Origin of the sequence: Paenibacillus sp. BR2-3, assembly GCF_046529485.1 — a bacterium.
GTDB lineage: Bacteria > Bacillota > Bacilli > Paenibacillales > Paenibacillaceae > Paenibacillus_AQ.
Genome location: NZ_CP126311.1, coordinates 2,205,357 through 2,231,154 on the forward strand (window position 1 = coordinate 2,205,357; position 25,798 = coordinate 2,231,154).

22 protein-coding genes and 1 riboswitch are annotated in these 25,798 nt (G+C 47.5%); of the genes, 20 read left to right on the top strand and 2 right to left on the bottom strand.

What is annotated here, in order from left to right; all coding sequences use genetic code 11:
- The first annotated feature begins 192 nt into the window (after window positions 1-192).
- The 3 genes from PaeBR_RS10490 to PaeBR_RS10500 all read left to right on the top strand — a co-directional run bounded on the left by PaeBR_RS10490 (window position 193) and on the right by PaeBR_RS10500 (window position 3,936).
- Entirely contained in the window at window positions 193-1,872 is a 1,680-nt protein-coding gene (locus PaeBR_RS10490) for a spore germination protein (RefSeq protein WP_410515148.1), read from the top strand.
- A gap of 115 nt (window positions 1,873-1,987) precedes the next feature.
- Window positions 1,988-3,319 carry a diaminopimelate decarboxylase gene (gene lysA / locus PaeBR_RS10495; RefSeq protein ID WP_410514750.1) on the top strand — a complete coding sequence of 444 codons (1,332 nt, stop codon included), beginning with the start codon at window positions 1,988-1,990 and terminating at the stop codon, window positions 3,317-3,319.
- Window positions 3,320-3,504: 185 nt separating this feature from the next.
- Window positions 3,505-3,936, top strand: a complete 432-nt coding sequence (locus PaeBR_RS10500; protein WP_410514751.1) for a peptidylprolyl isomerase — start codon at window positions 3,505-3,507, stop codon at window positions 3,934-3,936.
- Between the two features lie 102 nt (window positions 3,937-4,038).
- On the opposite strand, the gene PaeBR_RS10505 is transcribed toward PaeBR_RS10500, so the two are convergent.
- Complete coding sequence (locus tag PaeBR_RS10505) at window positions 4,039-5,520, bottom strand: stalk domain-containing protein (protein WP_410514752.1); 1,482 nt, start codon at window positions 5,518-5,520, stop codon at window positions 4,039-4,041.
- Between the two features lie 33 nt (window positions 5,521-5,553).
- Window positions 5,554-6,930, bottom strand: coding sequence for an MBOAT family O-acyltransferase (locus tag PaeBR_RS10510; protein ID WP_410514753.1), 1,377 nt, complete (start codon window positions 6,928-6,930; stop codon window positions 5,554-5,556).
- 596 nt (window positions 6,931-7,526) lie between these two features.
- On the opposite strand from PaeBR_RS10510, the gene PaeBR_RS10515 reads away from it, so the two are divergent.
- The 17 genes from PaeBR_RS10515 to ccsA all read left to right on the top strand — a co-directional run bounded on the left by PaeBR_RS10515 (window position 7,527) and on the right by ccsA (window position 25,752).
- Window positions 7,527-10,973: a collagen binding domain-containing protein gene (locus tag PaeBR_RS10515; protein ID WP_410514754.1), complete on the top strand. Its 3,447-nt coding sequence runs from the start codon at window positions 7,527-7,529 to the stop codon at window positions 10,971-10,973.
- 178 nt (window positions 10,974-11,151) lie between these two features.
- Window positions 11,152-11,327, top strand: a riboswitch (FMN riboswitch).
- Between the two features lie 218 nt (window positions 11,328-11,545).
- Complete coding sequence (ribD, locus tag PaeBR_RS10520) at window positions 11,546-12,676, top strand: bifunctional diaminohydroxyphosphoribosylaminopyrimidine deaminase/5-amino-6-(5-phosphoribosylamino)uracil reductase RibD (RefSeq protein ID WP_410514755.1); 1,131 nt, start codon at window positions 11,546-11,548, stop codon at window positions 12,674-12,676.
- Window positions 12,677-12,695: 19 nt separating this feature from the next.
- Window positions 12,696-13,361, top strand: a complete 666-nt coding sequence (locus tag PaeBR_RS10525) for a riboflavin synthase (RefSeq protein WP_410514756.1) — start codon at window positions 12,696-12,698, stop codon at window positions 13,359-13,361.
- Between the two features lie 21 nt (window positions 13,362-13,382).
- Entirely contained in the window at window positions 13,383-14,636 is a 1,254-nt protein-coding gene (locus tag PaeBR_RS10530; RefSeq protein ID WP_410514757.1) for a bifunctional 3,4-dihydroxy-2-butanone-4-phosphate synthase/GTP cyclohydrolase II, read from the top strand.
- Window positions 14,637-14,671: 35 nt separating this feature from the next.
- Window positions 14,672-15,139, top strand: coding sequence for a 6,7-dimethyl-8-ribityllumazine synthase (gene ribE / locus PaeBR_RS10535; RefSeq protein WP_410515149.1), 468 nt, complete (start codon window positions 14,672-14,674; stop codon window positions 15,137-15,139).
- Between the two features lie 138 nt (window positions 15,140-15,277).
- The gene (locus PaeBR_RS10540; protein WP_410514758.1) at window positions 15,278-16,069 is read left to right on the top strand and encodes a segregation and condensation protein A; all 792 of its coding nucleotides are present in this window, start codon (window positions 15,278-15,280) and stop codon (window positions 16,067-16,069) included.
- Complete coding sequence (gene scpB, locus PaeBR_RS10545; RefSeq protein WP_410514759.1) at window positions 16,038-16,643, top strand: SMC-Scp complex subunit ScpB; 606 nt, start codon at window positions 16,038-16,040, stop codon at window positions 16,641-16,643. The genes PaeBR_RS10540 and scpB overlap by 32 nt, the downstream gene beginning before the upstream one ends.
- 158 nt (window positions 16,644-16,801) lie before the next feature.
- The gene (locus tag PaeBR_RS10550) at window positions 16,802-17,494 is read left to right on the top strand and encodes a DUF2953 domain-containing protein (protein WP_410514760.1); all 693 of its coding nucleotides are present in this window, start codon (window positions 16,802-16,804) and stop codon (window positions 17,492-17,494) included.
- 109 nt (window positions 17,495-17,603) lie between these two features.
- Window positions 17,604-18,128, top strand: coding sequence for a GerW family sporulation protein (gene ytfJ, locus PaeBR_RS10555; protein ID WP_410514761.1), 525 nt, complete (start codon window positions 17,604-17,606; stop codon window positions 18,126-18,128).
- A gap of 194 nt (window positions 18,129-18,322) precedes the next feature.
- Window positions 18,323-19,534, top strand: coding sequence for a D-alanyl-D-alanine carboxypeptidase family protein (locus PaeBR_RS10560; protein WP_410514762.1), 1,212 nt, complete (start codon window positions 18,323-18,325; stop codon window positions 19,532-19,534).
- On the top strand, window positions 19,527-20,192 hold the full coding sequence (locus PaeBR_RS10565) for a nucleoside recognition domain-containing protein (protein ID WP_410514763.1): 666 nt from the start codon (window positions 19,527-19,529) through the stop codon (window positions 20,190-20,192). The genes PaeBR_RS10560 and PaeBR_RS10565 overlap by 8 nt, the downstream gene beginning before the upstream one ends.
- Before the next feature lie 7 nt (window positions 20,193-20,199).
- On the top strand, window positions 20,200-20,733 hold the full coding sequence (locus PaeBR_RS10570) for a spore maturation protein (protein WP_410514764.1): 534 nt from the start codon (window positions 20,200-20,202) through the stop codon (window positions 20,731-20,733).
- A 320-nt stretch (window positions 20,734-21,053) separates the two neighbouring features.
- Window positions 21,054-21,398 carry an N-acetylmuramoyl-L-alanine amidase gene (locus tag PaeBR_RS10575; protein ID WP_410514765.1) on the top strand — a complete coding sequence of 115 codons (345 nt, stop codon included), beginning with the start codon at window positions 21,054-21,056 and terminating at the stop codon, window positions 21,396-21,398.
- A gap of 20 nt (window positions 21,399-21,418) precedes the next feature.
- The gene (locus tag PaeBR_RS10580) at window positions 21,419-22,177 is read left to right on the top strand and encodes a pseudouridine synthase (protein WP_410514766.1); all 759 of its coding nucleotides are present in this window, start codon (window positions 21,419-21,421) and stop codon (window positions 22,175-22,177) included.
- A gap of 109 nt (window positions 22,178-22,286) precedes the next feature.
- Window positions 22,287-22,811 (top strand): thiol-disulfide oxidoreductase ResA, encoded by a 525-nt coding sequence (resA, locus tag PaeBR_RS10585; RefSeq protein ID WP_410514767.1) that lies wholly within the window; start codon window positions 22,287-22,289, stop codon window positions 22,809-22,811.
- Window positions 22,808-24,493 carry a cytochrome c biogenesis protein ResB gene (locus PaeBR_RS10590; RefSeq protein WP_410514768.1) on the top strand — a complete coding sequence of 562 codons (1,686 nt, stop codon included), beginning with the start codon at window positions 22,808-22,810 and terminating at the stop codon, window positions 24,491-24,493. The genes resA and PaeBR_RS10590 overlap by 4 nt, the downstream gene beginning before the upstream one ends.
- Entirely contained in the window at window positions 24,490-25,752 is a 1,263-nt protein-coding gene (gene ccsA, locus PaeBR_RS10595; protein WP_410514769.1) for a cytochrome c biogenesis protein CcsA, read from the top strand. The genes PaeBR_RS10590 and ccsA overlap by 4 nt, the downstream gene beginning before the upstream one ends.
- Window positions 25,753-25,798: the final 46 nt, after the last annotated feature.

Below are 25,798 nucleotides of genomic sequence, written 5' to 3' on the forward strand. Positions count from 1 at the left end.
CTGGGGTCAGATGAGAAAGTAAATTCAGTGGCGGAAATGGATGAAAGTCCTGGGCAAACGGAATCTGCAGGCAGCGAGCAGAAGCAGGATACGGAGGCTTCAGATGAGCTGGGTAAAGAGGAGCCGGAAGAATATTCAGGGAAGGGAATCTTCGCCAGGCTGTTCGGTTTAGACCCTGACCCGGACCCGGACATGCAGGATCAGGAAGCACAGGGAGCAGAAGAGGGGATATCGGAGGAGGAGAACCAGGCGAAGCCATCCAAAAAATCCAAGAAGGCAAAGGATTCCGTAAGTCAGGCGCAAGACCCAAGCGATAACAAGGACCCTCTCCAAAAAAAACGTGACAATGAGCAATCCGATTCGTTGAAGGAATCGGTTGTTTACTGGCAGGGTAATGACAATATTCCGAGTTCTCTCGAACAGACCAAAGATACGTTAACTGAGGTAATGGGACTGGACTCTTCTTTTGACATCATATTCCGGGAAATGACCTTTGGCGGCCGCAAGGCAGCAATGCTGTGTATCAGCGGTTTTGCCAAGGTTGAGATCATCGACGAAATCTTGAAAAGGCTGACCTTTCTTAAGCCTGAAGATATGTCTTCGGATGTGATCGCGAGATTTATGAGTGAATATATCCCTCACATTCAGGTTGTGAAATCCAACCAAATGAGTGAGATCATCAACAAGGTTTTGATGGGCATGAGCGCTATCTTTTTTGATGATGAGACGCAGGCAATCCTGCTGGATTCCAGGTCCTATCCAATGCGCAGCCCCGATGAACCTACCATAGAGAGAGTCGTCCGCGGAGCGCGGGACGGCTTCACAGAGACGCTTCTCAGCAACGTAACGCTTGTTAGAAGAAGGATACGTGATCCGGGACTGAAATACGAGATGCATCAGATTGGGGAGCGGACAAAAACTGATGTCTGCGTGGCATACATTGATGATATCGTGGATAAGACTCAGGTTAAGGCCGTGACCGATAAAATTAAAAGCATTGTAATCGACGGCATCCCCATGGCGGATAAGCAATTGGAGGAAGCAATCGTTGGCAGCGGCTGGAATCCTTATCCTATGGTTCGTTATTCTGAACGCCCTGATGTTGTAGCTTCCCATTTGCTGGAGGGACGGGTGGTTATCTTTGTCGATACCTCACCGAGTGTAATGGTTTTACCGACAACCTTTTTTGACCTCTGCCAGCATGCGGAGGAGAACCGGCAGACCCCGTTTATAGGTACTTATTTACGCTGGATTCGGTTCTTGGGTGTTTTTGCCTCCATGTTTCTGCTGCCACTATGGATGCTGCTCGTAATACATCCCGAATTAAAGCCGCCTATGCTTGAATTTATCGGTCCGCAGAAAATGGCCAAAATCCCTCTGCTGGCCCAGTTTCTCCTAATCGAAATCGGTGTTGACTTATTGCGGATGGCTGCTGTGCATACGCCGACACCTCTTGGGTCTGCTATGGGCCTGATTTCAGCTATATTGATTGGTGACGTTGCCGTGCAGACCGGATTGTTTGTGAATGAGGTGGTTCTGTATATGGCCGTGGCGGCGATCGGGATGTTCGCAACTCCCAGCTATGAGCTTGGGCTTGCGAACAGGATTGTCAGGCTTGTGCTGCTGCTCGCCGTTGCCGCCTTCCAAGTGCCGGGGTTTATGATAGGTTCAACGCTGATCATTGTATTGTTGACCCTTCGCCGGTCCTACAACTCGTCTTATTTATGGCCGTTTATACCCTTTAATATAAAGGCAATGGCTCAAGTCATCCTGCGCCAGCCTGTGTTGAATTCAAAAACAAGGCCGTCCTTCAACAAACCCAGGGACAATACGAAAATGCCGTCGGCGAAGCCAAACGATAAACTATCGTAGGATAATACAAATCAACTGCAAATTAATCCATTCAATGGCGTTCCCTCCGTCTGCTATACTGAATACACTAAGACAGATGGAATTGGATATTCCATAGAAAATGGAGGACTACACAATGTTTTTACACGGGACGAGCCGAATTAATGATGCTGGACATCTGGAAATCGGCGGATGTGATGTAACGGAATTGAAAGCGGAGTATGGAACGCCTCTGTATATTATGGACGAGCAATTGGTCCGTCGCCGCTGCCGCGAGTATATTGATGCTTTTACAGCTTCGGGACTTGGTTTTCAGGTTGCGTACGCGAGCAAGGCATTTTCAGTAATGGCAATGTGCCGTTTGGCTGATGAAGAGGGCTTGTCCCTTGATGTAGTGTCGGATGGAGAATTATACACGGCGCTGCAGGCCGGTTTCCCGGCAGAGCGCATTCACTTCCACGGCAATAACAAAACACCTGATGAGATTGAAATGGCCATTGATGCCGGTATCGGTTGTTTTGTGGTCGACAATTTGGTGGAGCTTGGCATGCTGCAAGCCATAGCTTCCCACAAGGAAACAACAGTTAATATCCTGTTGCGTGTTACTCCGGGTGTTGAGGCGCATACACACGAATATATCTCTACCGGCCAGACCGACTCCAAGTTTGGATTCGATATCGGAAACGGTTCGGCCTATGAAGCGGTGAAACAGGCTGCTCTACAGAGTAATTTAACACTGCTGGGTGTGCACTCTCATATCGGCTCGCAAATCTTTGAAACGGATGGTTTCCAGCTTGCCGTTGAGCGTGTAGCAGGATTTGCACGCAGCGTTAAGGAAGGGTTGAACGTGGAGTTCCGGGTAGTGAATCTGGGGGGCGGCTTTGGGATTCGTTATATTGAAGGCGATACTCCACTGCATGTATCTGAATATGTGGCGGCGATTACCGATGCCGTGAAGACTCATTTTGCGGGAATCAGCAGTAATCTGCCGGAAATATGGGTTGAGCCGGGCCGCAGTATTGTCGGTGATGCCGGAACTACACTTTACACCGTAGGTACCAACAAGAACATTCCGGGTGTACGCAAATATGTGGCAGTGGATGGCGGAATGACTGACAATCCCCGTCCGGCATTGTATGAGTCCAAGTACGAAGCCCTGCTTGCCAATCGTGCCAACGAAGCAGCGACCGAGACGGTATCCATTGCGGGCAAATGCTGCGAGAGCGGCGATATGCTCATTTGGGATGTAGAGCTGCCCGAGGCAGAGAGCGGTGACCTGCTCGCTGTTGCCTGCACAGGCGCGTATAACTACTCCATGGCAAGCAACTATAACCGTCTTCGGAAGCCGGCGGTTGTGTTCGTACAGAACGGTCAGAGTGATCTCGTAGTGCGCAGAGAGAGCCACAACGATATTATTGCGAATGATATTGTGCCGAACCGTATCGCTAAACAGGCTGTTCTGAAGTAATATCCGGTTAAGGATCGATTTATAAATGTGAATTACAGAACGACTGCCTGTTTTGCTCAGGCAGTCGTTCTGACGTTCATGGATAAGGAATAAAAGATCCTTTGCTTTTTTTGCGTAGAAACGTAATTCATAGTAAAATAATGAAAGTGTCTAAATTTGTTTATTTCGAAAGGGGTCATTTACATATGGCTAAGCAAGCGAAGATTACATTGGAAAATGGCGGCGTAGTGCTGCTGGATTTGTTCGATCAAGATGCTCCCAACACTGTAGCCAACTTTGAAAAGCTGGCAAACTCCGGTTTCTACAACGGATTGGTATTCCACCGCGTTATTCCGGGTTTCGTAGCTCAGGGCGGATGTCCTAATGGAACAGGTTCCGGTGGACCCGGTTACACCATCAACTGCGAAATCAACCCGAACAAACATGAGCGTGGCTCCATTGCCATGGCGCATGCCGGCAAGAATACAGGCGGAAGCCAGTTCTACATCGCCTATGCTCCACAACCGCATCTGGACGGCGTACACACCGTATTCGGTAAAGTCGTTAGTGGCATGGATCAAGTGGATACTTTTAAAGGCCGCGACAAAATGACTTCTGTAGAAGTACTCGAAGCTTAATCAAAACTGCTTAATGAAACATCTTTTTTGAAAAAAAATCGCTCCTTGCGAAATGGTTGGGTGGAACCTCCATTTTGTAAAGGGCGATTTTTTTGTGTTGTTCTACTTCGATTGAATGAGCACCCGATGGGTGGTTCCGTCCATTTCCACGTACGTCTTCCAGCCAAATTGTTCGCTTACGAATTGAGCGGGAACCATTGCAGTTCCGGCAAGCAAGACTAAAGGATTCTCCAAGGCTGCTTCATTTCCATCTACATTGGCGCTGTTTTTCCCTGCTGTCATTTTAATGGTGGTGCTGTCATTAGCCAAAGTTGCTGTTTTTGTTGAAGAGTCCCAGGTAAGAGTTGCCCCCAGCGTAGAAGCAATCTCTTTTGCGGATAGAAACAATTCTCCATCTCCCTGGACGGACCGTTCGGTAAAGACAATGCTTTTTCCATTAATTTGAATATCGTATGAAGACACGTTACCCTCTTTATCCATTGCAGCCGTTGTGGCCTGTGTTATAAGGATCTTGTTTAACGGATCAATGTTGTCGCTGGTCACCCGGAACCGGACGTCGTCCTTTCCGATAGCTTCCGCAATCCAGCTGTTCACCTGCCCGCTATGATGACTTAAATCCTTGTATAAATCCAGATTGAAGGTCCATTCGGGTTCTGCCTGGAAATCGTAAAGACGGACATTGGAATACTTGTCAAACTGCTGAAACATCCACTTGCGCATCTCCAGCTGATTGTTAAAGCGCGTCGGGTTGCTGCTGTACCAGGCGACTTGTCTCATTACACTGTAAGGCGGGTAATAAAAATTAAATTCCACATCGGGGTACTCCTTAATAAGCGGAGCGATGTAGGTGTCGAATCGCTGCTGAAGCTGCTCTATGTTTTCTTCATTCAGTCCAAAGTAAACTTCACTGGCTCTTTGCTCGTAATACAGCTTGGCGACACGTTTCTTTGTGTAGGAAAAAGCGGCACTCCAGTTGTTCAGATGCTCCAGATCTTTATTCTTTTTACCGGTAAGCATATCTTTTATGCTGGTTCCAAATTGCTCATAAACCGAGGCATTGAACCAGTACTTGTAATCATTCCAAAAATTGTCGTCATACATGTAGTCAGGAAAGGTCTTAAGGTCTTGCTCATCGGCATTCTTCAAAGAAAAGTAGTCCAGCCCCCAAAGAACCTTTTTAACCTTACCGGTTTTCAAAGCGACACTCGCAATCTTGTTGTGCTCTTCGACGGTAGATCCTTCAATGGACAGCTTCATCGTTGTTCCGCCCAGGCTTTTATTGACTTCCGATGGCAGGAAGTTTTCAGTCATGGAAGTACCAATGATAATGGTGTCATAGTCAAAATTTTTGGCCAATCCCGGATTCTGGTACCTTTGCTCTTTGGAGAAGACCGGGGTGTACCAGGTGGAGCGGTGATAGAACTGGAGCGGATCAAGAAATACCATTAGCGCGACCATAATAACCGCAATAATCATTGTAAAAAGAAAAAAGTAACCTACTGCTATTTTGGACCGGTTATCTATAACCGGGGCGGGCTCGGGGGCGGGCTCAACCTCCAAGTTTGTTTTTAATTTTGGCAACACAATAACGTTCCTCCTAAGTGAATCATCTTGACTCTAGAAATTAAAATATAGGAATTCGGTAATCCGGTTAAAGAAGAGCAGCGAAATCATAAACACAACAGCCATAACCAGCGACGTCTTCCAAGTAGGTCGCAATTTACTGAAGGATTCCGACAAGTTGGGAGATATCAGCATGATCAATGTTAGCGCGGCTAAAGCCGGCAGCATCAGCTTGAACTCGGATACCTGGGAAAGTCCGGTTCCGTTTATTCCAAACATACCCTTGAGCAGCCTTTCAGCTTGTTTCATATTCTCTGCACGGAAAAAGACCCAGGTTACATTCAAAAAGATAAAGGTGATGACCCAGCTCAGCCAAGTCGGCAGCGGAACTCCCCAGCGTTTCCAAATACGTTCGACGGCTTGTCCACTGCCATGAAGTAAACCCCACAGTATGAACATCCAGCTTGCTCCGTGCCAAATACCGCCGATCAGGAAGGTGATAAGAACATTTCGGATGGCGATCCAGTATCCACTTCTGCTTCCTCCCAAAGGAATATAAATATAGTCTCTCAGGAATTGGCTTAGTGTGATGTGCCAGCGTCTCCAGAAGTCCTGAATGCCCGTAGCCCTGTATGGTGAATTAAAATTCTGCGGCAAATTGATGTTAAAGAGCAGGGCAATTCCGATGGCCATGTCCGTATAACCGCTGAAATCGTAATAAATTTGAAAGGTGTAGCTAAGGCTGGTAACCCAGGAATCCACAAATTGGGAAGCGGATGAAAAGCCTTGATTGGCATAAACGGCGAGATTGTCAGCAATAAGCATTTTTTTGCCGAGGCCGATACAGAAAATCAACAGACCGGACCAAACATTGCTCCAATTCCAGAGCTTGTTGCGGACGCTTTCGAACTGCGGCATCATGTCTTTGTGATGTAGGATAGGTCCGGCAATCAGATGCGGGAAAAATGTGACAAAAAGAATGTAGTTAATCATGCTGTATTCCTGCACACGCCCCCGGTACGCATCAACCAGGTAGGCAATTTGAGTGAAAGTGAAGAAGCTGATTCCCAATGGCAGCAGGAGGTGAAGCAGCGGCAGGTTGCCGCTCGTTGCCTCATTCCAGTTCTGTATAAAAAAGTCCGTGTATTTGTAATATCCGAGCAGCAGCACGTTAGCCGATATTCCGAAAAAGAGCAGCGCCGATTTGCGGGAGGCAGCAGTCGTTAGCTTTTTGCCGACCAGGTAATTGAATAAGATGGACATCAAAATTAAAGGAATATACTTCAGGTTCCACCAGCCGTAAAAGAAAAGGGAAGCCAGTGCCAGCCATAGCTTCGCCATATAAAAATAACGAAATTTTATAAAGACAAAGTAAACCAATAAAACGATAGGCAGAAATTGAAAAATAAAAGTATAAGAATTAAATAACATGATGAGCCTCGCTTTTCTTCATTATGGGTCCAACTTCATTATAATAGTATTTTTTGTAAGAAAAAGACTGTGATATTAATCAACCGGAAGCAGACCAATGCTTTCTAAACCGGCTTGGCAGCCAAAAGAAAAACACTAAAATCACCAGAAATAATACAAATGCCAAAAGCTCTGTCCGAAAACGGTTGAAAAGTTCATTGAAAACTCCTCAAAAATAGTTTAGTTACCATGATTCTAATGGCTTGAAAAAAGGTGATATAAGTATATACGCTTTATAAGTTTTCATCAATGGCATATGCTGCAGTGATCCCTCATAAAATGAACAAATTATGCCCCGTGACTACATATTAGCTGCCTGAGCGGAACGGTTCAAAAAAAATCAAATACCCATTTTCAACCCGATTTGCATGACTTCACATCAGTCGTGCCCAAATTAGGGGTAATAGTGATGGGAAGAAACCGCCGCTTAAGCGATTTTGTGTAATTACATATAACGTAAATCACTGTTCATTTTATGAAGTCCACTAAAGCGCTCTATTCCTTTCATGTCATTGCCCGAATAAACATGAATTTTATAACACGGAGGGGTTGAGTCAATGGTTAAGAGAAGACTAAGTGTGCTCATTATTATTTTCATGCTAGTAGCGCAATATATGTATGGCTTGGGTGTTCCATTGCCTGTGAAGGCTGAAGGAGCCGGTGGGAGCACGACTGTCTCCGAGGCTGTTTATGACAATGGTGTTACGGTCTCGGAAAGTGTGTACGCGTCTACGGTGCCTACAGCGCCTAAGGCCATTAGTTCTAACATCATCACCAGTGTCACCTTATCTGTATACGGCGCTGATGGTCAGGTAGACACAGGCCCCGTATATCAACAGGGTTCTAATGTATCACTGGATTATACATGGGCTCTTCCAAATGGACATAAGGCCGGAGACACCTCCACCTTCCAGCTTCCCGCCCAGTTTAAACTCTATAATGACATCAGTGGAGTCCTTGCTTCAGAAGGAGAAAATGTAGGAACGTTTCAGATCAGCCAGGCTAGCCACCAGGTTGTCATGACCTTTAGCAGCTATGTAGAGAGTCACGATAATGTCCGAGGCACACTCCGAATCAATACCAAATTTGATGAAGAGGTCATCAAAGGCAGTACCGTGCAGCAGATCTTAATTCCGATTAACGGGGAAACACAAACCTTTACCTTTATTTTCAAACCTTCAGGTTCAACGATTGCGAAAAGAGGCGTAGCCTCAGGTTTCAATGCGGATGAAATCCGCTGGACGGTTGATGTGAATACAACTCTGGATGCTGTAGATCATGCCGGTGTAACCGATCCGATACCGGCTGGATTGTCTTTGGAGAACCTGGCAAGCAATCTGGCTGTATACCAGCTTAACGTCTCGCTTAACGGCTCAGTGACACGGGGAGATTTGGTTCCGGCAAGCAATTATTCGGCTAATGTAGAGGCGGGTGCACTGAAACTTCAATTCACCTCAGACACGATCAGCAGCGCTTACCGTATCGAGTATACAACTGCCATTACGGATGAGACCAAAACCACCTTTACCAACAAGGCGACCTTCACAGAAAAATACGTGGCAATTGCTGACTCTACTGCGACGGTTACCGTACAGCGCGGGGTGGGCCTGAATAAATCCGTAACCAAATATGACTCGGGGGATCAGATCATTTCCTGGGCAATCGAATATAACTACAATGAAAAGAATATTTCGCAGGCCAACGCCCTTATAACTGACTTGTTCAACGATACTCAGCAGTTGGTGGAAGGCTCCCTGGCAGTTTATCCTGTAACTCTGGCTGCGTCCGGAGCTCCAACCAAAGGCGCAGCACTGGCAGCAGGTACAGATTATACTGTTGAAGCTGCAGCAGGTGTGAATCAAAAAGGCTTTAAGTTGCACTTCAAGAAAGATATTTCTTCAGCCTATCGCATAGAGTATCAGACCAAAGCAGTTGACCGTGTCCTGAGTAATGCTACGATTACTAATACGGTCTCAGACAGTACGTATAGTGATAAGGCGACACAAGTTATGCGGCCTGCCGTAATTTACAAGAACCTTAACGGGGTAAATTACAATGCCAAAACTGCTGCCTGGAAGCTAACCTTTAATGAAGATGACTATCCGATGAGTAACGTAGTCGTTACCGATACGTTTCCGGAAGGTGGTCTGAAATATATACCGGGATCTTTAATTGTTAAGGATAATTTTGGAAAAGATGTGAACCCGTCGGAGTATGATTTGGTGTACGGGGTTGATCCCAAGATTGGTTTTAAGATCAGTTTTCATTCGAAGATTACCGGAACTTATACCATTCAATATCAGGTTGAATTTAATAACGAATGGATTACTACTGCCACGGAGCAATTCCATAACACTGCGCGAATAGACTGGGAGGACAATTCTTCCATCAAGCATACGGCGGAAGCGCATGGTGTATTTAATCCCAGAATTGACGTGAAGAATAACGGCTTCAAATACGGCACTTATAATGCTGCTGCGAAGACAGTTAACTGGACGATAGGCGTTAACTATAATGGCAAATCCCTTACGGATGCTGTGTTGACGGATCTGGTAAAGGAACCCCAAACCTTGCTTGAAGATTCCATCAAGGTATACAAGATGAACATTAGGGCAGACGGCTCATCTTCCAGAGGGGATGAGGTGACCAATTTTACCTTTACAACAAGCAAGGTGGGTAACGACACTCTGCTGAATGTGAAGCTGGGTGCTATCAATTCTGCGTACTATGTTATTTTTAAAACAGACCTTGAAGGAAAGCTCCTCGGCACCAAAATAAACAACAAAGCTAATTTGTTCGACGGAGCAAAGGCAGTATCCAAAGACTTGACGGCTTCTGTGAACATCCCTTACGGCGGGGAGCATCTCGACAAGAATGCTGTTCAGTCAGGAGACAAGATCAACTGGACGATTCCTATAAACCGGGGGCAGTCCTATATTAAAAATGTAGTGATTATTGATACGCCTAGTCCTAATCAGATCCTTCTGCCGGATTCATTCCATTTGTATAAAACAAAAATCGGTGAAGACGGAATAGTGGGGGAACTCCAAAATGAACTGGTCAGAGGCGCGGATAAAGATTATACGCTGGAAATCACAACAAATAACGCGGGTCAGCAAACCTTTACTCTGAAATTTATGAAGGACATTCAGACCTCTTTTATCTTGAAATACCAGTCGCTCATTACTGCACGGAACGGCCAGGAAGTGACGAATACGGTCAAGCTAACAGGAGACAATGTTGTCAACGTTAACCATGAAACAACAAAAGTAATGATTGTCGGGATCTCCAGCGGCTCTGGAACAGGTACTGGTGAAAGGGGTACTTTGACGGTCAAGAAGGTAGACGCGGATAATAACGCCATGATACTTATCGGCGCAAAATTTAATTTGTACCGAATCACGGGTACAGAGCGTCTGCTTCTTGATACTCAAACCACAGATTTGGATGGGACTGCAGTATTTAGAAGCATATTGTCAGGGAATTATATTTTAGTTGAAACCTTGGCACCGGATGGCTATGTACTTGATTCACAAGAGCGCAGGGTAACGCTCAATCCAGGAGCAAATATAGTATTAACAGTTACGAACGGAAAACAGGCTGCGCCTTCGCCGGAAACGTCGCAATCGCCAATCGTGACATCACCGTCGCCGGAACTGCCGACACCTACGCCTTCAACAATACCTGGCGAGATCATAATTGAAGAATCGGCGGTGCCGCAGGGTCCCGGAGTTACCCCGACAGTTCAGCCAACTGTTCAGCCGACGCCGCCTGTAGATCAGGTGGTGCCTGAAGATGAGACTCCGCTCGGGGGTGTTGAGATTGATGACGAGGAAATCCCTGAGGGAACTGTACCGGATAATAGCAATACCAGTCCTGATGTGCAAAATCTCCCTAAAACAGGTGAGGAAAGCTCATTACCGCTTTACATCGCAGGGTTCGGAATGATTCTTGCAGGATATATTCTAAATAGAGTGTTCAAGCGGGGCAAACGGTCAGAATAATGATTGTAAATCTTAGGTCAGATAGGACATCATAACAAACAGGCACCTGGAGGCATCTCCGGGTGTCTGTTTTTTTGATTATAAGTTACATTAAGAAAGTAAGTATAATATTCACACTTGCATTTTGATTTTGTAGATGTTAATTTTATTTTATCAGTTCTTAAATTGAATATTAGATTTGATCCTTCAGGGCAGGGTGTAATTCCCTACCGGCGGTGATGCCGTTGTATATTAGCTCGTTAAGCTGATCTGCAGCGCTTAGTCCGCTACCCGGCTGTCGTTATTACTAACGCAGACGGTGGACCCGGTGAAATTCCGGGACCGACAGTATAGTCTGGATGGAAGAAGGAGAGAATGACGCTTGTTTTTTACTGACAGGTGAACCGCAGTTTTTTTATATTGCTATGTGCGTTATTTCACAAGGCCGCCGTTTGGCGCAATTTCCGCACAACCTTATTTAGACTGCCGCAAACTCTCATTCAACCCATCTGAAGTTCTCCCCTGGAGACCTGAGGTGGGTTTTTCTGTTTTATAATATTCTACAGTAGGACAGCTGCGGATTGGAGGTAGATATGGACACAATGAATGACGAGTATTACATGTCCCTGGCACTTGATATGGCTGAACGAGCTCAGGGACAGACAGGGATAAACCCTGTCGTCGGCTGTGTAATTGTCAAGGATGGAGCAATGATCGGTCTTGGAACCCATCTCCAGAGAGGCAAGGGCCATGCAGAAGTACATGCGCTTAATATGGCCGCAGGCCAAGCCGCAGGAAGTACCGCCTATGTAACACTGGAGCCCTGCAGTCATTATGGCAAAACGCCTCCCTGCAGTGAACGGCTGATTGCCGAAGGCGTGGTCAGAGTTGTTATTGCCAGTGAAGACCCTAATCCGCAGGTCGCTGGAAGAGGCGTAACAATGCTGCGGGACAAGGGTATTGAGGTGGAGGTAGGGCTGCTGCGTGAGCGTGCGCTCCGTCTTAATGAGAAATTTATCAAATACATCCTGACCAAGCAGCCGTTTGTTACACTCAAGAGCGCCAGTACGCTGGACGGCAAAATAGCTACCAAAACCGGAGACAGCAAATGGATCTCCAATGGGACAGCGCGGGAAATTGTACATACGCTGCGGCATCGCCATCAGGGTATTATGGTTGGCGTTAATACCGTAATTGCCGATAATCCCTCCCTGACCACAAGAATGGAAGTTCCGGGCATTAACCCGGTGCGGATCATTATTGATTCCGGTTTGCGAACACCGCTGGAGTCGGCTGTAGTAACTGACAGTTTGGCAACCACAATAATAGTTACTACAGAAACAGCCGATGACGTCCGAAAGAATGCGCTGCTCGGGGCAGGAGTCCAGGTATTGGTTTGTGGTGAGGGGCCGCGTGTTGATTTGCAGGATGCGATGGCGAAGCTGGGAGAACTGGAGATCGGCTCGATTCTGCTGGAAGGCGGAGGTACGCTAAATGGAGCGATGCTGGAGAGCGGGCTGGTCGACCGCGTAATTCTCTTTTTTGCTCCAAAGATTTCTGGAGGCGGAGCGGAAGCGCCGGGAACCTTTGTATTCCCCGGTGTCCAGTTGATGAAAGATGCCATCACTCTTCAGGGAGTGGAAGTGGAAACCCTCGGGGATAATGTGTGTATCAGTGGTACTCCCGTAAACGCCAGTGATTTACAAGGGACTTCTGCTTCTTGAAACTTTTAGGAGGTGCGAAATGTTCACAGGATTAATAGAGGAAGTTGGCGTCCTCCGCGGAGTTTCCACCGGGGGCGAGGTTATGGTACTGAAAATTGCGGCTTCCGTCATTATGGATGACCTGAAAATTGGGGACAGTGTTTCGGTTAACGGAGTCTGCCTTACCGCAACAACCTTGGGGGATCATTTTTTCACCGTTGATGTGATGCCTCAGACGTACCGCAACAGTAACCTTAAGGAGCTGCGTGCCGGAAGCAAGATGAACTTGGAGCGGGCCATGGCCTCCGGAGGACGTTTTGGGGGACATATCGTTCAGGGGCATGTGGATGGAATAGGGACGATCAAAAGTGTGAAGCGCGATCAGAATGCAGTAGTGTTCGAAGTGAGTCCAGACGTTAAATCCATGTTTAAGTACATTATTCCTCAAGGCTCGATAACAATCGACGGAATCAGTTTAACGGTTGTAAATACAACCTCATCCTCTTTTTCAGTTTCGATTATTCCGCATACGCTGGGCGAAACCGTGCTGGCATTTAAGCGGGCCGGCGACAGTGTGAACATTGAATGTGACGTGCTGGGCAAATACGTGGATCACCTTTTGCATTATGGCTCTGCCGCTCAGAACGAAGAAGACAAGCCCTCCGGTATCAGCAGGGATTTCCTGGCAGCCAACGGGTTTGTATAATACTTTTAGGAGGACAGAATGATGAGCGAAGCATCGAATGAAGAAACTGTGCTAGACCCGATTGAAGAAGCCATATATGATCTTATGCGCGGTAAAGTGATCATCGTAGTCGATGATGAGGATCGTGAGAATGAGGGGGATTTCATAGCCCTGGCGGAAAAGGCAACACCTGAGGTCATTAACTTTATGATTACCCAGGGCCGCGGACTGGTCTGCCTGCCCATTACGGCTGAGCGGGCCGAGGAGCTTGATCTGAAGCCGATGGTCAGCCAGAATACCGATTTTCATGGAACGGCCTTTACCGTATCCATTGATCATAAAGATACCACAACCGGTATTTCTGCCAACGAGCGGTCGATAACTGTCAAAGCGATTATGGATCCTAACGCAAAACCCGCCGATTTCCGCAGACCGGGTCATATGTTCCCGCTGGTCGCCAAGAAAGGCGGGGTCCTGCGCCGCTCCGGCCATACCGAAGCTGCTGTCGATCTTGCCCGTATGTGCGGGGCTTATCCGGCGAGTGTAATTTGCGAGATTATTAAGGAAGACGGCGAAATGGCCCGGCTGCCTGATTTGATCGAGATTGCCCGCAAGCATGATCTTAAGCTGATCAGTATCAAGGATCTTATCCATTACCGCAACGAGAAAGAAAAGCTCGTAAATCGTGAAGTGTCTGTCCGTATCCCTACTGATTTTGGAGTCTTCCAGACGATAGCTTACAGCAACGAAGTGGATGATAAAGAGCATGTAGCTCTGGTTAAGGGTGATATTTCCGGTGATGAGCCGGTGCTGGTACGGGTGCACTCCGAATGCTTGACCGGAGATGTGTTCCACTCCCACCGCTGTGATTGCGGGCCTCAATTTGAAGCCGCGCTGCGCCAGATTGACGCTGCAGGAAAAGGTATTCTCCTCTATATGCGCCAGGAAGGAAGAGGCATTGGCCTGATTAACAAACTTCGCGCTTATAAACTTCAGGAGGAAGGTCTGGACACAGTTGATGCAAATCTTAAGCTGGGCTTCCCGGCCGATTTACGTGATTACGGCATCGGAGCACAAATTCTTAAGGACCTTGGTATACGCCAGATTAAACTGATGACCAACAATCCGCGCAAGATCAAGGGATTAGAAGGCTATGGACTGGAAGTCGTCGAGCGTGTGCCGATTCAAATGCCGGAGAATGAAGACAACAGCAAGTATCTTCATACGAAGCAGACGAAGCTGGGACATTTGCTAACATTTGATACCATTGAGCAGAACGAGGATTCGGAAGTCTAAATTATAACTTACTTATGAAAGGTTGATGAATGGAAATGCCGAACTATTTTGAAGGACATTTAGTATCCGAGGGACTTAAATATGGGGTTGTAGTAGGACGTTTTAATGAGTTCATTACCAGCAAATTGCTGTCTGGTGCTTTGGATGCATTCAAACGCCACGGTGTTAAGGATGAAGAGGTTGATGTAGCATGGGTTCCTGGAGTGTTTGAAATTCCGTTAATCGCCCAGAAAATGGCTGAAAGCGGCAAGTATGATGCTGTTATTACTCTGGGTACTGTCATCCGCGGGTCTACCACTCATTATGACTATGTGTGTAATGAAGTGGCCAAAGGTGTTGCCGCCATCAATCTTAAAACGGGTGTGCCGACGATTTTTGGTGTAGTCACCACCGAAAATATCGAACAGGCTATTGAACGTTCCGGAACCAAAGCAGGCAACAAAGGCTGGGATGCAGCCAATGCCGCCATCGAAATGGCCAACCTGAACAAGATGTTCAAATAAGTAGGCTATTGACGGATATCCATAAATCGTGCTTATTTATATGTATAAGAAGAAAGCATGGATTATAAAAATTCTTTCTACTTGTGTAGCGTCCTTAGCGGTGCTGCACTTTACTTTTTTTGGGCAGGAGGTTGCCTCGTGACTGTATTGTACAAGCTGGAGACGTTTGAGGGTCCGCTGGATTTGCTTTTGCATTTGATTGATAAGGCGGAAATTGACATCCAGGACATTCCGGTCAGTGAGATCACCGAACAGTACATGGAATATCTGCGCAGCATGCAGCAGCTTGAACTGGATATTACGAGCGAGTTTCTCGTGATGGCCGCTACATTGCTGTCTATTAAGAGCAAGCTGCTGCTGCCCAAACCACCGGTGATCGAGTTAGACGATTTCGAGTATTACGAAGAGGATGGCTTCGACCCGCGTGAGGAATTGGTGCAGAGGCTGATTGAGTATCGTAAAATTAAGAGTATTGCTATTCAGTTAATGGATATGGAAAGCGAGCGGAGCCTGATTTTTACGAAGGAGCCTGAGGATTTGGCGCCGTTTGTACCGCTTCAAACCGATAATACCCTCAAAGGATTGCATACGGCCGACCTTATAGCCGCTTTCCGCAAAGCACTGAGCAAGGCAGCCAAACGCTCCTCCTATCAAAGGATAACCAGAGATGAGATCTCGGTCAAAGACCGGATTCGTGATGTATCCGAGGCGCTGCGGCGGAGCGGAAAGGGTGGCAAGCTGCGCTTCTCGGCGCTGCTTCATGACGAAATGGCCCGTCATGAGATTGTAGTGACTTTTCTGGCTATCCTGGAGCTCATGAAAATGAAGGCAATATGGTGCTATCAAGAGAGACTGTTTGAAGATATCGTAATGGAGTGGAGAGGAGAAGAACACTTCAATGGATTACAAGAGTCTGAAGTCAATTATTGAAGGCTTGCTGTTTCTGTCCGGGGACGAAGGGCTTTCAGTCCGGCAAATAGCGGAGATTACAGAGCAGCGGCCGGAGCTTGCAGCCCGTGCGCTGGAAGAACTGAAAGAGGAATATGTATCTCAGAAACGGGGTCTTCAGGTGGTGCAGATTGCCGGAAATTACCGGCTGGCCACACTGCCGGACCATGCACCATACTTCGAACGGCTGGCTTATTCACCCTCCCGGTCATCCTTATCCCAGGCAGCGCTCGAGACACTGGCAATTGTCGCTTATCGTCAGCCGATTACCCGGGTGGAGATTGAAGAAATCCGCGGGGTCAAATCAGAGCGGGCCATCCATACGTTGAACAATAAGGATCTGATCCATGAGGTCGGGCGTGCGGAAGCCGTAGGCCGCCCCATTCTGTATGGTACGACCAAGTCTTTCCTGGAAAGCTTTGGACTGGCTACGCTGAAGGAATTACCTGAACCGTCAAGCCTCGACAGCTCTGATCAACTGGAAGAAGAGACTCAGCTCCTGTTTAACAAGCTGGACAGCACCCAAATAACGATTGATGAATTAGAGCAGCCTTAGGCTGCTTTTTTTTTGTACTATTTTGAAGGAATGAGGGGTCCGGATCGACGCAGGCAGCAATATATTCAATTTTTAGCATTTCTGCCGAATGATTTACGGAATATCCTGCCATACTAATCCAAGTGTACCCAATACTGAGGTTGCTTGGAGGTTTTCACGTGACGTTATGGCTCGCATTACCCCTGGCATTGCTGATTCTGGCTATCGTTCTGCTGTTGTCTTCTTCTATTGATTTTCATTTACGACTTTGGAAGCGTGGCAAGGATGACCATGTAGAAATAAACATCTCTTTTCTATTTGGAGTGGTAAAGCTTCACTATGAGCTGCCTGCTATAGTGTTTCAGGGTTTTAGACGCGGAGTGCGTGTCAAGCTGGAGGAAAGTGGAGTAGCGCCGGTAATGGAGAAGAAGCAGAATGATGATGAGAAGTACATTGACAAGGAAACCGTGGAGAAATGGTTTGATAAGTTTAAAAAGGCACTCAAAGCAACAGAGGGATTGAAGAAATGGGGTATAGATACCATGTCCCATGTCAAAATAACAAAGCTTGACTGGTCTACGGATTTCTCACTTGGGGATGCAGCAGGTACGGCTACAGCGGCTGGTGCGCTATGGGGGCTGAAGTGGAGTATGGTCGGCTGGTTCTCGCAGTGGGTGAAGCTAAAGAAGAGTCCTCGTTTGTTTGTTGTGCCCGTATTCGAAGATGATTTGGCTTTTACTACAGAAATGGCCTGTGCGGGGAGTATCTCTATCATTCATGCCATATATTCTGGATTGCGGCTTTTTATCCGTGCTGTCAAAGCCGACAGAGAGCTGATCCTGTGGAAAGAAATTATCCGGGGAAGAGTTTAGAAGAGGAATAAACTTGAAAAATACGTCCTTACATACTGATGAGCTATTTTGGGGATGATATACGCTGTGGAAGAAGAATATTCATAAAAAGCCAAAGGAGGATAACAATATGAATGAACATCCCATTCAAGGTCTGATGCAGACTGCGATGGAAAATATCAAAGGCATGGTCGATGTAAATACAATCGTTGGCGATCCTGTTGAAACTCCAGACGGAAGTGTCATCCTTCCAATCAGTAAGGTGGCATTTGGTTTTGCTGCGGGTGGAAGTGATTTTCGTGTTGACGAAGATGATAAGACCAGCGGTGGTGCTGCAGGACAAACTAATGTTAGAATGCTTCCGTTCGGGGGCGGTAGCGGTGGAGGCGTATCGATCCGTCCGATTGCTTTTCTCGTAGTGGGCAAGGAGGGCGTGCATATTGTGCCGCTTGACAATCAAACCCATCTGTTCGAGAAAATTATCGATGCGACTCCGGGGGTGATCGACAAAATTCAATCGATGTTCCCGGGGGCTGGAGCAGGTCAAATGCCGCCAACACCTGTGCCGCCTGTAACGCCCGCTGTACCTCTTTCCCAAACTGTGGTTAAAGGCGAAACTGTTACTATTAACCCATCCTCTGATAAGAACCATTAAGGCACAATGAACGATACATTTTACTTTTAAAATAAGCAGGATCAGGGACATCGCTCAATGGGCGGTGTCCCTTTTTGCGCAGAGCCGCGATAGAGGAACAGGGACATACCATCCCGTCGTACTGCATACACTTGTACAACACAGCTTGATCCTAGCTGCTGACACAAGAACTGATAAAAAGCCGGAGGATGAACATGAAGACAATGAACCGTAAATGTCCCTTTACCTTGATATTGTGCGTTTTGCTGCTGCTTCTGGGGCCGCTGCCTTCACTCCGGGCAGAGAATAGCTCCATTAACACCCATGCAATGGCAGCGTCGCTGATCGATGTGGAATCCGGACGGATTTTGTACAGCAGCCGTGGTGATGAGAGAATGCGTATAGCCAGTCTGACCAAAATTATGACAGCGATCGTTGCCATCGAGAATGGTGATCTTAATGATGTTGTAAAGGTTGGCAAAAACGCCTACGCGAAGGAGGGATCTTCCCTTTTTTTGAAGCTGGGCGAAGAGATGACACTGGAAACGATGCTTTACGGCCTAATGCTGCGCTCCGGCAACGATGCAGCTTCTGCAATAGCCGAGCATATAGGTGGGTCCGAGGAAGGATTTATTTATCTGATGAATGCCAAGGCGCAATTGTTAAACCTCACGAACACTCATTTTGCCAATCCTCATGGCCTTGATGCTGAGGGACATTATTCAAGTGCGAATGATTTGGCTGTGCTGACCGCTTATGCTCTCCATAATCCTGTGTTTAAGGAGATTGTAAAGACACAGGTTAAGACCGCTGATAATCCATATGAGAAATGGGATTACAAATGGAGCAATAAAAATAAAATGCTGCGCATGTATGAAGGGGCGGACGGAGTAAAAACAGGGTATACAAAAAAAGCGCTGCGTTGTCTCGTAAGCTCCGCAACCAGAAACGGGCAGCAGCTCGTGGCGGTTACACTCAACGACGGTGATGACTGGAATGACCACGCTTCACTGCTTAACTTCGGTTTTAACCATTATCCGCTCAAAACATTAATCGAACGCGGGGATAAAGTAAGCGGTTATGATTTGGTGACAGGGAAAGACTTCAGCTATCCATTTAGTGAGGGAGAGCAGGAACGTTTCGTTACCAAAATGGTTCTTCAATCAGGAGCTGATTCAAGCTCAACAAAAGTCCGAGTGGCTGATTTTGGTTTGCGGGGGGCATTGGTGCTGGAGCTAGGAGGCAGGGAGATCGGACGGGTACCTTTGTACAGCCCGGATGCGCTGCCGCCTGAACAGCCTGCATACGGCAAAAGGCTCAGTACAGCAGGTGCGGCCGCTTACCCTGCCGCTACGTGGCTGGAGGCACTTGGAAGTGCGCTGAGGGCGTTATTTCAGATCATGGGAGGAGAGGCTCCCCATGATTAACGTTATCTGGTTAGCGATGATTGTCATCGGATTTCTGTTCGCAGCAGTCAACGGCAGAATGGACGCTGTGACAGCCGCTGTATTTGACGGAGCCAAAAATGGCGTTACCGTAAGCTTTGGATTAATCAGCGTATTAGTGTTCTGGCTCGGAATTATGCGTATCGCGGAGGATGCCGGCCTGCTTCGAAAAATTGCCAAGCTGCTGGGTCCGATTGTAGCCTTCCTATTCCCGGATGTTCCGCGGGGACATCCGGCCATAGGCTATATTCTTTCAAATATGAGTGCTAACCTGCTTGGCCTGGGCAATGCTGCAACGCCAATGGGAATAAAAGCAATGCAGGAACTGCAGACACTTAATCCCAATAAGGATACTGCGACACCTGCCATGTGCACGTTATTGGCATTAAATACGGCGAGCATTACCCTCATTCCTGCAACGCTTATTGCTATCAGGCTTACCTATGGGTCAGCCGATCCTGCCGGCATCGTTGGCACAACGCTTGCAGCGACTGCTGTAGCCACGTTTGCAGCAATAGCTGCCGACAGATTGTGCAGGCGCCTGGCGCTGCTGCGCAGGCCGCCCGAACCGCCTTCTGCGGGACCGAAGGACGCCGCTCGCAGGAGCAGTCCTTTCTCCCATCCTTCAGTGAAAGGGTGAATGACCTGTGCTACAACTAATTAGCCTTATATCCGCTTGGGCTATTCCCGTCATGATCACGTTCATTCCCTTATATGCCTATACACGTAAAGTTCCCGTATATGAGTCTTTTGTAGAAGGTGCAAAGGATGGATTCAGTACGGCGATAGGAATTATTCCGCACCTGGTCGGCATGATGGTTGCCATCAGTGTTTTTCGTGCTTCGGGAGCGCTCGATTTTATTATGGGCTTTATAGCTCCCATGCTTCATGGCTTTGGCGTACCTGCAGAGGTGCTTCCTCTAGGTTTGCTGCGCCCTCTCACCGGGACAGGCTCACTGGCCTATACCACCGAGCTCATTCGTGTCCACGGGCCCGATTCGCTGATCGGAATGATCGCATCGACCATTCAGGGCAGCACAGACACCACACTATATGTCCTGACCGTATATTTCGGCGCTGTAGGCATTCGCAACGGACGTTATGCTCTAAAGGTCGGCCTTTTCTCCGATGCCGTCGGCTTCGTTGCCGCCATCGTCATCTGTATGCTCGTGTTTGGCTAGAGATGTAATCTTGGCATGTTATCTCATCTTCATCTTGGTCTTCAACCTTGTCTTTTATTTTTTGACTTATGTTTTGGCACTTTACCTCTCCTTCATTTCGGTTTGATGCCTGCTCTTTGAATGGTTTGGTTTTTACCGTTGACGATAGTAACGAAGAGGAGGTTTGGAACTGGAGAAGCGCCAGCGTTCGGAAGTCCAAACATTCCTCGCAGTTACGCCCCAGTCAACGCTTCCCCCAAAACAAACGTTCAACAAGCAGGCGTCACCCCGAATCCCCCCCCAACATATGCTATTGCAGCAATGCTGGGGAGGCGACAACCATGTTGTACAAAGGTTTTATTATGCACCATTCGCACTGCTCTTCCATCAACGGCAAAGGCTTCGACTTCTGGGTGGAACCGGGCGGTCAGGTGTATGCTGCTCCGATGCTGACTGATCCGGATTACATTCATATCTGTCTGGAAGGAGACTTTAGCCATCGGGATGCTGCGGCGTCCGAGTCCGGGAGGAAAGAGCAGCTGTTTGCGGCAGGAAAGCTCATTCTGGAGCTGGCTGCACGCTTTGAAATCTCCCCGCTAATCATTGAACCCCATAGCATTTCTTGTCCTGGTACTTTTTTTCCTTGGAATGACCTTGTGATTTATCCCTCTGATGGTTATCATTAACCTGAGGTGACTAGTCGAAAATGGAAAGATTACAGAAGATTTTGGCGCAAGCTGGTGTAGCATCCAGACGTAAATGTGAGGAACTGATTTTGGCCGGAAAGGTTGAAGTCAACGGGGAGTTTGTTACAACGCTCGGTACCAAAGCCGATCCTGATAAGGATATTATTACAGTTTCCGGTAAAGCAATCCGAGGCGAGAATAAAATCTATATTATGTTTAATAAGCCTAAGGGCGTTATTACGAGCGCATCCGATAACAAAGGACGTAAAGTCGTAACGGATTACCTGAAAGGCATTAATGAACGGGTATATCCTGTAGGCCGTCTCGATTATGATACGGAAGGTCTGCTGCTGCTGACGAATGACGGGGAGTTTGCCAACCTGCTCACGCATCCAAAGCACCATGTACCCAAGACGTACCATGCAACAGTCAAGGGGGTTCCGCACGGAAGTGCACTGGACAAGCTGAAAGCCGGCATCAAGCTGGAAGATGGCATGACTGCTCCGGCCGAGCTCGAATACAAGGATATTGATGAAGTGAATAAGGAGTCGATCATCAGCATAACCATTCACGAGGGACGTAACCGTCAGGTGCGGCGTATGTTTGAAGCGATCTCTCACCCTGTAATCCGTCTGAAACGAATTTCCTTCGGGGATATTATGCTGCAAAATCTAAAACGCGGATCGTACCGCCATTTGACCAAGGATGAAATTAATCATTTACAGCAAATTGCCAAGTCAGGGCTGCTGAAAACAAAAACACCACGCAAGGACACATAAAGTTCACAAAATGACCCCCGAAAGTCGTGGCAGTATTCGTTATAATGTTCATAGGATGTTCACACCTAACAACAAATGTATGAGTTACGTCATAGAAGGGGGCTTCTGTGTGGGCAAAGCTAGAAAGCCTGTTCAAATTGTAATTTTGTTTCTGGTAGTCATCCTCGGCGGCTATGCGATTGGTTCTTCGGTCTTCAAAGGGGACGGGAAGCCTAAAGTGGGAAGTAAAGCGCCTTCTTTCGAGCTGCTGGGGCTTGACGGCCGGAATCATACTTTGGATGAATATGAAGGCAAGTCGGTAGTATTGAACTTTTGGGGCTCATGGTGTACACCCTGCGTAAAGGAAATGCCGGCATTACAAGCCCAGTGGGAGAAATGGCGTGATAAGGGCGTTGTTGTCGTCGGAGTCAATGTTGGCGAGGATCAAATGACCGTGGAAAACTTTGTGAAGCTTGTGAATATCAATTTTCCTATCATTATGGACCCCGGCCGGAACGCTGTGCGCAGCTACGGTATTTCACCTATGCCGACTACATTCTTTATCAATCCCAAGGGCAAGATCGATAGTATTCATATCGGACAGCTTGATCTCACTACACTTGATGATGTAATCGGGAAGCTGGTGAATCCATGAATCAGCGTACACCTTTTATCACGAATACCAAGTGTGAATGCGGCCATCAGAACCCGGTAGGCACCGTGCTTTGTGAAGCATGCGGCAAGCCGCTGGGTGATGAGATCAACTCGAACGAGAATCTTGAAATGCGTTATGATGGAGCAGCCCGCCGCTCCCAGCGTGTAAATCCGGGGCTGATCGATTTGGTGTGGAACTTTTTTTCCTCGGTCAAAATAGCGATCTATCTGATTGTGCTGACGCTGCTCGGCTCGACGCTGGGGACTGTTTTCCCACAGGAAAGCACCTTTCTTAACATTGATCCATCCACCTATTACAAGGAAGAATACGGAATTGCCGGGGATATCTATTACACACTGGGCCTTTCACATACTTATGAGTCGTGGTGGTTTGTGTCGCTGCTGGTTATGATCGGCGCGTCGCTGGTTATTTGCAGCCTTGACCGTGTACTGCCCCTTTACAAAGCCCTAAGCAGACAGAAGATCCGTAAACACCGTCAATTTCTGACCCGTCAAAAGATTGTCCTTGTCACAAAGGTCGAGGAAGATCCTGATACCTGGATAGTAAAGGCGATTCAACCGCTGAAGAAGAAAGGGTACCGTGTCGTTACAGAAGAGGGTTCACTGCTTGCGGAGAAACACCGGTTTAGCCGTTGGGGTCCTTATGTCATACATATCGGCCTTATTATTTTTTTGCTCGCTGTGTTGGTAAGGGGATTGCCTGGACTTAATATGGATCAGCATCTTGCTTTTCCTCAAGGCGAACTCATTCAAATACCGGATACATCATACTATCTGAAGAATGAGAAATTTACCGTAGAATTCTATACCGAGGAAGAGATGCCCGAGGAGTTCCGCGGCACAAAGGTTCTTCCAAAGCTGTATGAAACCAAAGCAGTGTTGTATGAATGTACGGCTGACTGTGGAGATCCTTCCAGGGAACCGCAGCTCACCGAGGTAGCATCGCATGATATTCAGGTTAATGATCCATTGAATTACCAGGGTCTGAAAGCGTATCAATTTGATTATGACCTTACACCTGTATTGCGTTCTGTGCAGCCAAATCTGGTCAATTCCATTACCGGGGAGTCTTACGGCAAGTTTAAATTGGACATGAAGAACCCGCAGCGTGTCTATGAGTTAGGACCCTATGAGCTTACGCTGAAAGAGAAATACATGGACTTCGGCCTGAATGAGGAGGGGCAGCCTGTCTCCAAGTCACCCTATCCCAACGCTCCGGCGTTTCTTTTCCTGATGAAGGGCCCGGATCTTCCGGCGGAGGGACAGCAATACTTTTATTTCCCTAAACAGGTGGATCAGGCAAAGTTTCAGCAGGAGGCTATCAACGACAAACTGGGCGGTACGGAACGGTTTCTCGAGTTTGAGGTAAATGCAATGAGCGATGTGGACTTCTCAGAATCGACAACGTACCTTAACATCCGTGTCGACCGGGTGATGCCTTTCATCTGGATTGGAGCGGGCATTATTATGCTGGGTCTTGTACTCGGTTTTTACTGGCAGCACAGACGCATTTGGCTGACGCTTGAGCATGGGGAACTGACGCTGGGCGCACACACCAATAAGAACTGGTTCGGCTTCCGCCGGGAGATTGTTTCTTTTTTAGGAAAGATGGACATCACAGTCGATGAAAAATCATTGGATAACGGGGGAGGTCTAACATGAACTTGCTCGATTTCAGCAGTAACGCCTTTATAGCCGCATTCTTCCTGTATAGTGGAGCTTTCATGTTATTCACCATTGCCATTATGGGCCGTAAATGGTCGGGCCGCAAGCCGGAGGAACACACTGCCCGATGGGGCAAAATTGCCTTCATTACTTCGTCTTTGGGTCTGGCAGGTCATCTGTTATACTTCTTCACGCGGTGGGCCGGAGCAGGTCATATACCCGTCAGCAACATGTATGAATTCATGACCTTTCTCTCGATGATGGTTATGGTTGCTTTTACAGTAATCTTCGCGATTTACCGCAAAATATTGCTCGGCCTCTTTGCAGTTCCGATCTCCATTATTATTATGGCTTATGCAGCGGTGTTCCCGCAGGAGGTTCAGCCCCTTATTCCTTCGCTGAAATCCATCTACCTGAATATTCATGTAACCCTGGCGGCGCTAGGGGAGTCTTTCTTCGCAGTCGGCTTTGCTGCCGGACTAATGTATCTGCTGCGAACCGTTAATTTTGACAGCAAGGCCAAAAACGACAAAAAACAACAAAGACTTGTGGAGTTTACGCTGTTTTCCATCATTGTCATCATTGGTTTTCTGGGCTCGGTATTTGCTTTCCGCGGGGCTGGATACGAAACTGTTTTTACAAGACAGAACGTTACGATTGACAGCCCGGGGCAGAAAGATAGTACAATAGAGAAAGTTAGTTATAAAATGCCGCCTATTGTGGCACCTTACCATAGCGAAATTGAGAGCTTCCAGTCGTTTCTTGGCATGAAATCTCCACTGTTCGAAGCACCCTCGTGGATGAATGGTGTTAATGCCGGACGCAAGTTCAATACCGTGATCTGGTCGCTTTTATCGGGGCTGGTTCTGTACGGAATTGTTCGTCTGCTTGCCCGTAAATCATTAGGCAAGGCACTGCACCCTCTTATGGACGGAATCGACGCCGATGATCTCGACGAGATCACGTACCGGGCGATTGCGATTGGCTTCCCTATATTTACGCTGGGGGCTTTGATTTTTGCAATGATATGGGCACAAGTGGCCTGGGGAAGATTCTGGGGATGGGACCCTAAGGAAGTTTGGGCACTCGTTACCTGGCTATTTTACAGCGCCTATCTCCATTTACGGCTTGCTCGTGGATGGCAGGGACGCAAATCCGCATGGCTCGCCGTACTCGGATTTTTGGTCGTAATGTTTACACTGGTTGGCGTTAATCTGGTCATCGCCGGACTGCATTCTTATGCCGGAACCGACTGAGTGAATGTATGGCTGCTGCGCAGCGCATGAATAGCGGGTATTGTTC

Bases quoted from the DNA above. Each gene is read 5' to 3' on its own strand.
- PaeBR_RS10490 (WP_410515148.1), top strand. From the start codon at position 193: ATGCAGGATCAGGAAGCACAGGGAGCAGAAGAGGGGATATCGGAGGAG.
- lysA (WP_410514750.1), top strand. From the start codon at position 1,988: ATGTTTTTACACGGGACGAGCCGAATTAATGATGCTGGACATCTGGAA.
- PaeBR_RS10500 (WP_410514751.1), top strand. From the start codon at position 3,505: ATGGCTAAGCAAGCGAAGATTACATTGGAAAATGGCGGCGTAGTGCTG.
- PaeBR_RS10510 (WP_410514753.1), bottom strand. From the start codon at position 6,930: ATGTTATTTAATTCTTATACTTTTATTTTTCAATTTCTGCCTATCGTT.
- PaeBR_RS10515 (WP_410514754.1), top strand. From the start codon at position 7,527: ATGGTTAAGAGAAGACTAAGTGTGCTCATTATTATTTTCATGCTAGTA.
- ribD (WP_410514755.1), top strand. From the start codon at position 11,546: ATGGACACAATGAATGACGAGTATTACATGTCCCTGGCACTTGATATG.
- PaeBR_RS10525 (WP_410514756.1), top strand. From the start codon at position 12,696: ATGTTCACAGGATTAATAGAGGAAGTTGGCGTCCTCCGCGGAGTTTCC.
- PaeBR_RS10530 (WP_410514757.1), top strand. From the start codon at position 13,383: ATGAGCGAAGCATCGAATGAAGAAACTGTGCTAGACCCGATTGAAGAA.
- ribE (WP_410515149.1), top strand. From the start codon at position 14,672: ATGCCGAACTATTTTGAAGGACATTTAGTATCCGAGGGACTTAAATAT.
- scpB (WP_410514759.1), top strand. From the start codon at position 16,038: ATGGATTACAAGAGTCTGAAGTCAATTATTGAAGGCTTGCTGTTTCTG.
- ytfJ (WP_410514761.1), top strand. From the start codon at position 17,604: ATGAATGAACATCCCATTCAAGGTCTGATGCAGACTGCGATGGAAAAT.
- PaeBR_RS10560 (WP_410514762.1), top strand. From the start codon at position 18,323: ATGAAGACAATGAACCGTAAATGTCCCTTTACCTTGATATTGTGCGTT.
- PaeBR_RS10565 (WP_410514763.1), top strand. From the start codon at position 19,527: ATGATTAACGTTATCTGGTTAGCGATGATTGTCATCGGATTTCTGTTC.
- PaeBR_RS10575 (WP_410514765.1), top strand. From the start codon at position 21,054: ATGTTGTACAAAGGTTTTATTATGCACCATTCGCACTGCTCTTCCATC.
- PaeBR_RS10580 (WP_410514766.1), top strand. From the start codon at position 21,419: ATGGAAAGATTACAGAAGATTTTGGCGCAAGCTGGTGTAGCATCCAGA.
- PaeBR_RS10590 (WP_410514768.1), top strand. From the start codon at position 22,808: ATGAATCAGCGTACACCTTTTATCACGAATACCAAGTGTGAATGCGGC.
- ccsA (WP_410514769.1), top strand. From the start codon at position 24,490: ATGAACTTGCTCGATTTCAGCAGTAACGCCTTTATAGCCGCATTCTTC.